This window comes from Microbacterium sp. Leaf288 (assembly GCF_001422925.1).
In the GTDB taxonomy this organism is placed as follows: domain Bacteria; phylum Actinomycetota; class Actinomycetes; order Actinomycetales; family Microbacteriaceae; genus Microbacterium.
Genome location: NZ_LMNI01000010.1, coordinates 969,752 through 981,301 on the forward strand (window position 1 = coordinate 969,752; position 11,550 = coordinate 981,301).

The 11,550-nt window shown below is 67.7% G+C and carries 8 protein-coding genes; 3 read left to right on the plus strand and 5 right to left on the minus strand.

Annotated features, from left to right (window positions below):
• Positions 1 to 44: 44 nt before the first annotated feature.
• The gene (gene typA / locus ASF40_RS08600; protein ID WP_056367918.1) at positions 45 to 1,958 is read right to left on the minus strand and encodes a translational GTPase TypA; all 1,914 of its coding nucleotides are present in this window, start codon (positions 1,956 to 1,958) and stop codon (positions 45 to 47) included.
• Positions 1,959 to 2,047: 89 nt separating this feature from the next.
• Entirely contained in the window at positions 2,048 to 3,805 is a 1,758-nt protein-coding gene (locus ASF40_RS08605) for an ABC transporter ATP-binding protein (RefSeq protein ID WP_056367921.1), read from the minus strand.
• Positions 3,806 to 3,843: 38 nt separating this feature from the next.
• Between ASF40_RS08605 and ASF40_RS08610 the strand changes: the two genes are divergently transcribed.
• Positions 3,844 to 4,449 carry a hypothetical protein gene (locus ASF40_RS08610; RefSeq protein ID WP_056367923.1) on the plus strand — a complete coding sequence of 202 codons (606 nt, stop codon included), beginning with the start codon at positions 3,844 to 3,846 and terminating at the stop codon, positions 4,447 to 4,449.
• Between the two features lie 14 nt (positions 4,450 to 4,463).
• Here ASF40_RS08610 and ASF40_RS08615 read toward each other — a convergent pair whose 3' ends face one another.
• From ASF40_RS08615 to ASF40_RS08625, 3 genes are all read right to left on the minus strand, one after another.
• Positions 4,464 to 5,618 (minus strand): ABC transporter permease, encoded by a 1,155-nt coding sequence (locus ASF40_RS08615; RefSeq protein WP_082496933.1) that lies wholly within the window; start codon positions 5,616 to 5,618, stop codon positions 4,464 to 4,466.
• Positions 5,618 to 7,153 (minus strand): ABC transporter permease, encoded by a 1,536-nt coding sequence (locus tag ASF40_RS08620; protein ID WP_056367926.1) that lies wholly within the window; start codon positions 7,151 to 7,153, stop codon positions 5,618 to 5,620. The genes ASF40_RS08615 and ASF40_RS08620 overlap by 1 nt, the downstream gene beginning before the upstream one ends.
• 159 nt (positions 7,154 to 7,312) lie before the next feature.
• Positions 7,313 to 9,091: an ABC transporter family substrate-binding protein gene (locus tag ASF40_RS08625; RefSeq protein ID WP_235560172.1), complete on the minus strand. Its 1,779-nt coding sequence runs from the start codon at positions 9,089 to 9,091 to the stop codon at positions 7,313 to 7,315.
• A 163-nt stretch (positions 9,092 to 9,254) separates the two neighbouring features.
• Between ASF40_RS08625 and ASF40_RS08630 the strand changes: the two genes are divergently transcribed.
• Together ASF40_RS08630 and ASF40_RS08635 are read left to right on the plus strand one after the other, a co-directional pair.
• Positions 9,255 to 10,118, plus strand: coding sequence for a CPBP family intramembrane glutamic endopeptidase (locus ASF40_RS08630; protein WP_056367928.1), 864 nt, complete (start codon positions 9,255 to 9,257; stop codon positions 10,116 to 10,118).
• Positions 10,119 to 10,434: 316 nt separating this feature from the next.
• Positions 10,435 to 11,439 (plus strand): hypothetical protein, encoded by a 1,005-nt coding sequence (locus tag ASF40_RS08635; RefSeq protein WP_056367930.1) that lies wholly within the window; start codon positions 10,435 to 10,437, stop codon positions 11,437 to 11,439.
• The last annotated feature ends 111 nt before the right edge of the window (positions 11,440 to 11,550 follow it).

Consider the following 11,550-nt stretch of genomic DNA (forward strand, 5'->3'; position numbering starts at 1 on the left):
CCGCGCTTCGAGAAGCCGCGGGGCCGCAGCATCCGTGTCACTGCTTACGCGTTGGCGTCCTGCCGCTTGAGGCGCGAGGCGGCGCGGCCGCGCTCGGTGGCGTCGAGGATCACCTTGCGGATGCGCACCTTCTCGGGCGTCACCTCGACGCATTCGTCGTCGCGCGCGAACTCGAGGCTCTCCTCGAGAGAGAGGAGGCGCGGCGGAGTCATCGACTCGAACGCGTCAGCGGTCGAAGACCGCATGTTCGTGAGCTTCTTCTCCTTGGTGATGTTCACGTCCATGTCGTCGGCGCGCGAGTTCTCGCCCACGACCATGCCCTCGTAGACCTCTTCGGTGGGCTGCACGAAGAAGCTCATGCGCTCCTGCAGCGCGATCATGGCGAACGGCGTGACGACACCCGAACGGTCGGCGACGATCGAGCCGTTCTGGCGGGCGACGATGTGGCCCGCCCAGTCGTCGTAGCCGTGCGAGATCGCGTTGGCGATGCCGGTGCCGCGCGTCATCGAGAGGAACTCGGTGCGGAACCCGATGAGGCCGCGCGAGGGGACGATGAACTCCATGCGCACCCAGCCGGTGCCGTGGTTGACCATCGTCTCCATACGGCCCTTGCGCGACGCCATCAGCTGGGTGATCGCGCCGAGGTACTCCTCGGGGGCGTCGATGGTGAGGTGCTCGAAGGGCTCCTTGACCTTGCCGTCCTCGCCCTTGCGCGTGACGACCTGGGGCTTGCCGACCGTGAGCTCGAAGCCCTCGCGGCGCATGTTTTCGACGAGGATCGCGAGGGCGAGCTCACCGCGGCCCTGCACCTCCCACGCGTCGGGGCGTCCGATGTCGACGACCTTGAGCGAGACGTTGCCGATGAGCTCGCGGTCCAGGCGGTCCTTCACCATGCGGGCGGTGACCTTGTGGCCCTTGACCTTGCCGACCAGCGGCGAGGTGTTCGTGCCGATCGTCATCGAGATCGCGGGGTCGTCGACCGTGATCGCCGGGAGGGGGCGGACGTCCTCGGGGTCGGCGATGGTCTCGCCGATCGTGATCTCCTCGATGCCGGCGATGGCAACGATGTCACCGGGGCCGGCCTCTTCCGCGGGGTAGCGCTCGAGGGCGCGGGTCTTGAGGAGCTCGGTGATGCGGGCGTTCGAGTGCGTGCCGTCGTGACGCACCCACGCGACCGTCTGGCCCTTCTTGAGCGTGCCGTTGAAGACGCGAAGGAGGGCGAGGCGACCGAGGAACGGGCTCGAGTCGAGGTTCGTGACCCACGCCTGCAGCGGAGCCTCGTCGTCGTATGCCGGGGCCGGCACGTGCTCGAGGATCGCCTCGAACAGCGGCTCGAGATCGGCGTTGTCGGGCAGCTCGCCATTGGCGGGACGGGTGCGGGATGCTGCGCCCGCGCGTCCGCTCGCGTACACGACGGGGACGTCGAGCAGGGCGTCGATGTCGAGGTCGGGAACGTCCTCGTGGAGGTCGGACGCGAGGCCGAGCAGCAGGTCGTGCGCCTCTTCCTCGACCTCGGCGATGCGCGCGTCGGGCCGGTCGGTCTTGTTGACCAGGAGGATGACGGGCAGCTTCGCCTCGAGCGCCTTGCGCAGCACGAAGCGGGTCTGCGGGAGCGGGCCCTCGCTCGCGTCGACGAGGAGCACGACGCCGTCGACCATCGACAGGCCGCGCTCGACCTCGCCGCCGAAGTCGGCGTGGCCGGGGGTGTCGATCACGTTGATCGTGACGGGGACCTCGGTGTGGGCACCGTTGTAGGTGATCGCCGTGTTCTTGGCGAGGATCGTGATGCCTTTTTCGCGCTCGAGGTCGTTCGAGTCCATCGCACGCTCTTCGACGTGAGCGTGCTCGCCGAACGAGCCGGTCTGGCGGAGCATCGCGTCGACGAGGGTGGTCTTGCCGTGGTCGACGTGAGCGACGATAGCCACGTTGCGGAGGTCCGGACGGAGGGCGCGCGCCATGAGGGAATCCTTGAAAGAGAATGGGGATGCCGGAATGCCGGCATCCCCATTCTATTGGGCGCTGCTGTGTATCGCCTTTCGGCGGCGGATCAGCCCTCCAGACCCGCTTCGAGAAGGGCCGCACGCGCTTCGCGGCGCACGCGCTGTTCTGCGGGGTCGGGCACCGGGATGGCGGCGATGAGGCGACGCGTGTAGTCCTCCTTGGGCGCACGGAGGATCTGCCCGGTCGCGCCCTGCTCGACGATCTTTCCGTGGTGCATCACGATGATGCGGTCCGCGAGGGAGTCGACGACCGCCAGGTCGTGGCTGATGAAGAGGCACGCGAAGCCCATGTCGGCCTGGAGCTGGCGAAGCAGCTGCAGCACCGTCGCCTGCACCGACACATCGAGCGCCGAGGTGGGCTCGTCGGCGATGAGCAGCTTGGGCTGCAGGGACAGGGCGCGCGCGATGCCGACGCGCTGCTTCTGACCGCCCGACAGCTCGTGCGGGTAGCGGTTGCGGTAGGAGCGCGGGAGCTCGACCGACTCCAGCAACTCCTGCACACGCACGTCCAGCTGGCGGCCCTTCGCCACGCCGGCCAGCAGCATCGGCTCCCCGATCGACTGGCCGATCGGCAGACGCGGGTTGAGCGACGACGACGGGTCCTGGAAGACGATGCCGACATCCTTGTGCACCTTGTGCAGGAGGCGCCGGTCGGCCTTGGAGATGTCGGAGCCGACGACCTCGGCCCTGCCGTCCGCGATCGGCAGCAGGCCGATGGCGGCGCGACCAACTGTGGTCTTGCCCGAGCCGGACTCGCCCACTAGGCCCGTGACCTCACCCGGGTAGATCGAGAAGTTCGCATGTTCGACGGCCCGGAATGCGGGCACGCGCCCACGCTTGGGGTAGTCGATCGCAACGTCCTGGAAGTCGAGCACGGGCGCGCCCAGGCCCTTGCGGCGCTCCGCGTCCTCGCGCGCGGCGACCTCAGCCAGGCGGATCACCGACGTGTCGCCGGCGAGGGCGGCCGTGGTGTCGATCGACTCCCCCTGCGCGTCGCCGATGCGGGGCACCGCTGCGAGGAGCTGCTGCGTGTACGGGTGCGTGGGGCGGTTGAACACCGCATCGACCGAGCCGCGCTCGACGATCTCGCCCTTGCGCATCACGACGATGTCGTCGGCGATGTCGGCCACCACGCCCATGTCGTGCGTGATGATCAGGATCGCCGAGTCGAGGCGGTGCCGGAGGTCCCGCATGAGGTCGAGGATCTCGGCCTGCACCGTCACGTCGAGGGCCGTGGTCGGCTCGTCGGCGATCAGCAGCTGCGGGTCGCACGAGATCGACTGCGCGATCATGGCGCGCTGACGCTGGCCGCCCGACAGCTGGTGCGGGTACGAGTTGAAGGCCTTCAGCGGATCGGGCAGCTCCACCATGTCGAGCAGCTCGAGCGCCCGCGTGCGCGCCGCGCTCGGCGTCATGCCCTGGTGGATCCGCAGCGTCTCGATGATCTGGAACCCGACCGTGAACACGGGGTTCAGCGCGGTCATCGGCTCCTGGAAGATCACTGCGATCTCGCGGCCGCGCACGCGACGCAGGTCGTCCTTGCGGAGGCCGAGGATCTCGCGGCCGGCGAGCTTGACGCTGCCGGTCACCCGGGCGTTGGACGGCAGGAGCCCGAGCATCGCCATGGAGCTCGCGCTCTTGCCGGAGCCGGATTCGCCGACGATCGCGAGGGCCTTGCCCGACTCGACGGAGTAGTCGAGCTTCTTCGCTGCCGGCACCCAGTAGTTGTCGACGGCGAAGTCCACGGACAGGCCGCTCACTTCCAGCAGCGGACTGCCGGTCATGGGAGTGGGGGACGCGTTCATTTCATGGTCCTTGTGGGATCGATTGAGACAATGAGGGGGTGACCGACCGTGCGATCCGCATCGACTCCCGTTTCAACCGCATTGCTGCCGTCATCGTCTGGAGTCTTGCGGGGCTCGCAGTGATCACCGCCGTATGGAGCGCGGACCCGCGGCTGACGTGGGTCTACGCCGCCGCTCCGCTGGCGGCGCTGCTCGGCTGGATGGCGCTGTGGCGCCCCTGCGTCGAGGTGTCGGATCGCGGTGTGCGCATCGAGAACGTGAGCCACGACGTCGACGTGCCGTGGGAGGCCCTCGTGCACGTCGAGACGGCACGCGCCCTGACGCTGCACACGCCGTCCGGCAGCTTCACCGCCTGGTCGGCGCCGGCCCCCGGCTTCTTCACCACGATGATGGGCAATGCGAAGGCCCGCCGCGAGGCGAGCGCCGCCGGTGGCGACGCCCGCCCGAGCGACCGCATGGGCACCGACTCGGGCAACGCGGCTCTCGTCGTGCGAGAGTCGTGGCGCAGCCGCCTCGATGCCGGTCAGGTCGAACTCGGCGTGGCCGATGAGACGCCCGTCAAGCGCCACTGGCACGTGCCGTTCCTCATCGCGTCGATCGTGCTCGCCGCGGCGTCGGTCGCGCTGATCGTCGCCACCGGCTGAGCGCCTGGCGCGCATCATCCGCGGCGATCCGGGTCGGGCGCGATCTCGTCGTCGAGGACATCGTCGGGGCGGTCGCTCGTGACGCCCTCGACGATCGCCGCACCGCCGGCCGTGACCAGCGCACCCTCGGGCACGTCGGCGGTCGTGCCGGCCACGATGACCGCATCCTCCGGGAGATCCTTGACCTTGCGGAAGACGATTCGCTTCTGACGCGGGTCGAACGCATCGCGCAGACCGTCGCCGACGAAGTTCACGAGCAGCGACAGGATCACGATGAATGCCGCCGGCCACCAGAACAGCCACGGACGCGTCTGGAACGCCGACTCGTTCGCCGAGATCAGCAGACCCAGCGACACGTCAGGCGCGCGGACACCGTACCCGAGGAACGACAGCGACGTCTCGAGGATGATCGCGGCGGCGATCAGCAGCGTCGTTGCGACGATGACCACGCCGATCGCGTTCGGCAGGATGTGCTTGAAGATGATGCGGGCATCCGACGCACCGGCCACGCGTGCCGCCTCGACGAACTCGCGCTCACGCAGGGTCAGGAACTCGGCACGCACGAGTCGGGCGATTCCTGTCCAGACGAAGAATCCGAGGAACAGCGCCAGCAGCAGCGGACCGAGGTTTCCCACGGCCGATCCGACGACCGCGCCGATCACGATCACGGGGATGACGATGACGATGTCGGTCAGGCGCATCAGCACCGCGTCGACCCACCCACGGTAGTAGCCCGCGAGAGCGCCGACCACGACGCCGAGGAAGGCGCCGATGAGTCCGATGATGAACATCATGTAGGACGAGTTGACGAGGCCGCGCATGACCATCGCGAAGTAGTCCTTGCCGACCGTGTTCTGGCCGAACGGGTGGTCGCCGAGCGAGAACGGCCACAGCGTCAGCGTGGGCTTGCCGCCGTTGCTGATCGGGATCAGCTCTTCGTAGTTCCACTTCCACCAGCCCGGGATGGGCCCGATGCCCGTCGCCGAGATGGCGAAGCCGACGATGAGGATGAAGAGGACCGCGCTGACCACGGCAGGCTTGTGGGCGATGAAGCGTCGGAACGTCAGGCGTCCCTGGCTGATGCCGCGCTCGTCAGCGGTCTGGACGTGCACGCCTCCCTCGGAGGGTGCGGTGGGGGGCTCGAGGGCCGGATCGATAGGGATCGACATTACTTGACCCTCACTCTCGGGTCGATCGCCGAGTACGCGAGGTCGGCGAGGAAGTTGAACGTGATGGCGAACACCGCGATGACGACGAAGTACGCCATGACGGGGTTCGGGTCGGCATGACTCAGACCCTGGTTGAAGAGGGCGCCCATCCCACTGAAGGCGAAGATGCGCTCGGTGATGATCGCACCACCGATGAGGGCTCCCACGTCCGCCGCCACGATCGTGGTGATCGGAATGAGCGAGTTTCGGAAGGCGTGACGGACGACGACCGTGCGCTCGGGAAGGCCCTTCGCGCGAGCGGTGCGGATGTAGTCCTGGTTCAGCGTCTCGAGCATGCCGCCACGCGCGTAGCGCGTGTACGCCGCGAACGAGATCAGCATGAGGCTGATCGTCGGCAGCAGCAGGTGGGTGAACGTGTCGATGCTCTGAATCCACCAGTCGCCCTGCAGGTTGGGCGTCTGCGAACCGATGGTCGCGATCGGGCGCCCGTTCACCTTCGGGTTGTTGACGTACGAGTTCCAGTTCTGCATGAACTGGTCCAGGACGATCACGCCCATGCCGAGCAGACCGGAGAGCACGCCGATGCGGATCGCCTGGCCCTTGTCGTACTCACCGAGGAACCAGCCCGCTGCCGCGCCGACGAGAGCCGCCGCCACGAACAGGGCGAGGACTCCCCAGCCGTTGAACGACTTGAGGAACGGCTGCAGCACGAAGTACGCGGCGATGAGGACGATCGCGGTGACACCGGCGGTGCGCCACGCGTAGCGCGCACGGGGTCCGGCGATGATGAGGACCATGCCCGCCGCGAACGCCGCGATCAGCAGCGGCGTGAGGATCGGTCCCAGCGACGGGTTGAGGAACCACGCCGTCACGCTCATGCCGTAGAGCATCGCTCCGGAGGTCACCACTGAGGCGGCGAAGACGATCAGGCGGCGCTGCCTGGGTCCGCCGATGATCGCCTGCCAGAAGACGCCGGAGATGAGACTGAGTGCGATGATCCACGGCCATGTGAACACCGGACTGTCGAGCCAGTCGTTGAAGCCGAGGGCGAAGAAGACCTTGAGGAGAACACCCATCACGAACGACGGCAGCGAGTAGAACAGGAAGCTGGCGAACGTGAACGAGTAGTCGATGGCGCTGTACTGGCGAAGCGCAGACACGATGCCGACGAGGACGCCGAGGACGATGGCGAGGATCGTCGAAGCGGTGACGAGCTGGAGCGTCGCGCCCATCGCACGTGCGAGGACGATCGTCACGGGCTGGTTCTGGATGGTGACGCCGAGGTCGCAGCCACCGAACGGGATGACGCAGCGGGCGGCGCCGAGCAGCCAGTTGAACCAGCGGACGGGGATGGGCTGGTCGAGGTTCAGCCATGCGATGCGCTGCGCGATGAGCGCGTCGCGGTTCGGGCTGTTGGAGGCGTACAGGTCCTCGAGCGGGTCTTTGGCAAGAGCCACGAGGGTGTACATCAGGAAGGATGCGGCGATGAGGATCAGGATCGAGACCCCGATGCGCCGCAGAACGAAGCTAAGCACTGGGCTGGCCCTTCATGCAGAAAAGGTAGCAGGCGGGCGACGACGGCAGCAGAGACCGGGCGTCGGGTTCGCCGGCTGTGGACGGGAAGACACACGCACGGGGCGCCGGGCTGTTAGCACCCGACGCCCCATGGCGTGGTGTTTCAGATCGTCACCGGATTAACCGGCGACCGTCCACTCCCAGAAGTTCCAGAACACACCGGTCTGGTTGCCCATGAAGGTGATGCCCTCGACGCGGTCGGTGTGCGCCTCGAGGCCGGGGCCCTGGAAGAGCGGCAGACCGTACGCGTCGGAGAACAGCTCGGTGTCCGCCTCGATCGTCATCTCGTCGATCTTGTCGGTGTCGAGCGTCTGCGGGATCGTGCGAGCGATCTCGTCGACGGTGTCGTTGGCGTACTTGTTGAAGTTGCTGCCACCGAAGCTGGCGAAGATCTGCGGGATGGTGCCGTTGCCGACACCGGGCGAGATCCAGCCGAAGATGACCGCGTCGTAGATGTCCGAACCGAGCTGCGCGCTCCAGTCCTCACGGCCCACATCCTCGATCACGAAGCCGGCCTGCGAAGCCGAGGCCTGGATGGCCTCGAACGCCGCGACGCGGTTCGGGTTGTTGATGTTGTACATGAGGCGGATCGTCGGGGTCGCACCGGCGAGGAGCTCCTTGGCGCCCTCGATGTCGACATCGGCGTACGCGTCCGAGCCGTTGGCCGCGACAGCGTCCTCGTACGGCTTCTGAGCCGGGATGAAGAGGTTCGAGTTGAGAACCTCAGCCTCGGGGTTGACGGGCTTGATGAGCGTGTCGACGAGCTGCTGGCGCGGGATCGTCTTCAGGAACGCCTCGCGGACGTTCTTCTCGGCGAAGGGGCCGGCGAACGTCAGGTCGAGGTGGTCGTAGTTGAGCGCGTCGCCCTGGAGGACCTCGACGCCGTCGATCGCCTGCAGCGCGGTGAGGGTGTCGCCGCTCGCCTGCGGGGCGATCACGTCGACCTCGCCGTTCTGGAGGGCGGTCACCTGAGCCTGAGCGTCACCGATGAAGCGGATGACCATCTCGGAGAACTGCGGCTTGAGGTCACCGGTGTACTTGTCGTTGAGCTTCAGCGTCATCGACTGCGTGGGCTCCCACGAGTCGATGATCCACGGGCCGCTCGAGAGGTACAGCGACGGGTCGTCCGGCAGCGACGTCATGTCGAAGCCCGAGTTCCAGAAGTCAGCCGCAGCCTTGAGCGTCTCGTTGACCGGAGCCGGAGCCGCGGCGTCGCCGCGCGGGCTGGTCAGGATCGTGTCGATGAGCTCGGCCTGGTCGACGCCGGCCTTCTCGGCGACGACGTGGACCGGCTGGTCGATGAGACCGATGATGTTCCAGTCGACGAAGGGAACGTCGTACTCGAGCGTGAGCGAGAGCTTGTCATCGGCGACATCCGTGATCGTCGAGGCGTTGACGCCCTCGGTGCTGCCCGCGTACGCGAAGTACTTCGTGCCGCTGACCGGCTCGCCCGACTCGGGGTCGAGCGTGGCGTCGTCGAAGATGCCCGAGGTCGCAGCCCAGCCGAAGATCAGGTCGTCGGTCGTGATGGGCTCGCCGTCGGACCACTCGAGGCCGTCGTTGAGGGTGTACTTGACCTGGAGTGGGTCCTCGCTGACGACCTCCATCTTGCCGAACGACTCGTCCGGGACGACCTCGTAGGTGTCGCTGACGTAGTAGAAGCCGGCGCGGGTCAGGTAGTTGACCTTGCCGTTGATGTCGAGGTTGCCGTTGTCGCTGTTCGAGTTCGTACCCGTGAACTCGTTCACCTCGGCGATGGTCACCGCGGCGTCGGCGGTGTCCCCGGTCTCCTCCGTCGCCGGTGGGGTCGTCGAGCAACCGGCGAGGACCATTGCGGTCACGCCGACGCCCGCCGCGACTCCGAGTGCGCGCATGCGCCACGTCGTCTTGTCAGACACTTGTGTCTCCTCTGTGCAGGGTAATGCGCGCGGATCCGGCCGGAAGCCGGACCTGCGCGCGGATGGGAAAACGATAAGCACCGGTTGTGAGATGGTCAAAACGATCGGCGAAAACGTTACAGAGCCTTAACTCAATCGACGCGGAGTGTGACAATCTGACAAGATGACGCCGCCGAACCGGCCCACAGGTCAGAGGGATTCGACTAGTCTTTCGCCCCTCACGCCGTACGACCGTCGACGCCTCACGTGGGAGGTGTGGATCGTCCTCGCGATCACGGTCGGGCAGTCCGCGCTGTACTCGGTGCTGTCGCTCGTGCGCAAGCTCCTCGCGCCCGTTCCGCTGGGCCAGCAGCAGACCCAGGTGAACCCCTCGCGGGACGCGCAGGCGGTCTGGGACGTCGTATACCAGGTGCTCGCCGTCTTCTTCGCGCTCGCCCTCGTGGCACTCGTCGTGTACCTGCTCTGGGAGCCCGGCGGCAACGCGCTGCGCCGCATCGGGCTGGACTTCTCGCGGTTCGGCGGAGACCTCGGCCGCGGCATCCTTCTCGCCGCCGTCATCGGCGTGCCGGGACTCGCTCTCTATGCCGCGGGACGCGCGCTCGGGGTCACCGTCGCAGTGGTCGCCTCTCCCCTGGATGCGGCGTGGTGGACCGTGCCGCTGCTGGTGCTGTCCGCGCTGCGGGCGGGCTTGACCGAAGAGGTGATCTTCATCGGCTACCTGTTCGACCGGCTGCGACGGTTCGGCTGGAACGACTGGGCCATCATCCTGACCTCCGCCGGCCTGCGCGGCGCCTATCACGCGTACCAGGGCATCGGTGCGATCGTCGGCAACTTCGTGATGGGCGTGGTCTTCGGCTGGTGCTACCGCCGGTGGGGTCGCGTCATGCCGCTCGTCATCGCGCACACGCTCCTGGACGTCGTCGCGTTCGTGGGGTACCCCCTGGCCGCGGCCCTCTGGCCCGGTGTGTTCGCCCCGATCCCGACGCCCACGCCCACCCCGACGCCCACAGCGACCCCCGCGGCCTGACCGTTCGCGGATGCCCCGGCCCCGCGGCATCCGTCCCCGTCCCTCACGCCGATCGCCCGCGGTACCCGCCGCAGGCGCCCCTGATCGGCGAGAGTGCACTTGGTCGCCGAGATGCTGGTTGGCTCCCTACCTCTCGGCGACCAGGTGCACTCTCGCTGAGTGGGGACGTGGGAGGGGACGGGGAAGGGGACGGGGAATCCAGCCGAGATCGGCCCGCCGCGGGCCCGCTCCTCCACAGCGTCGGCCAGACGCGTGGGGTCCACAGAAGGGTGGCGCTCATACATCCGTAGCCGCTTGACACGGAGAGGCTGGACGGATGCCGCTGGTCACTTTCGCGCGAGTCCTCACGCCGAGTCCGTTGGCGCTGCTGCGGCATGTCGACGTATCCCATCCAGAGCGCGGGGTCGCCAAGGGAGAACTGGTCAAGGTCCGCCATGGCGTCTATGCCTCCGCCGCGCTGTGGAGGTCGCTGCCGCCGTGGGAGAAATACCTCGCACGCGTCCACGCTGCGGCCCTCGTCCACCCCGACGCGATCTTCTGCCTCGAGTCCGCTGCCGCGCTGCTGGGGATGCCGATCTTCGGCGACCCGGTCGACGTGCATATGCTCGTACCGGCGAAGCGCTCATCGAGACTCGTTGCCGGTGTGCGCACGCACCGGTCGAGCGAAGACCGGACGATCGTGGAGATCGCCGGGCTCGCGATGACCGGTCCGGAAGACACCGCGGTGGACCTCGCTCGTCTCCGGCACCCGGCGATCGGACTTGCTGCCGCGGACGCGGCGCTGAGAATCGCACCTGCGTCCTCCGCCGACGCACTGACCCGGATGAGCGAAGCGCGCATCAGCAGTCGCGGTCGCGATATCGCACGGTGGCCGCTCGCACGTGCGACCGCCAAGTCCGAGACCACCATCGAGGCCGTCAGCCGCGCGGTGATCGAGTGGTTGGGCTTTCCCGCGCCCGAACTCCAGGTCGTGTTCCGATCGTCCGGGAAGGAGGATCGTGCCGACTTCGTCTGGACGCACGTCAATCTCGGAGGCGAGGCCGACGGCGACCTCAAGTACGACGGACGCTACGGCGATGCCCGTGAGGTGTTGCGCCGCCAGACCCTCCGCGACAGGCGGCTGCGAACCCACCTCCGCGCGGTCGCTCATTGGGGATGGACGGATGCGACCACGGTGACACCCTTGCGCGACATCCTGGCAGGCGCCGGCCTGCGGGCGATCGCGCCCGAACAGACCGCGCATCTCCACTCGCTCCGCCGCCTGCTGGCCCCGCACGCACCCCACCTGACCGGCGCATCCGCCGCGGGTCGGGTCCACTGAAATCGCGAGAGTACAACTGGTCGCCGAAATGCTGGTTGCTTCCCTACCTCTCGGCGACCAGGTGCACTCTCGCGGCTCGGGGGCGGCTCGGGGGCGAGGCCAGGGCGGGGC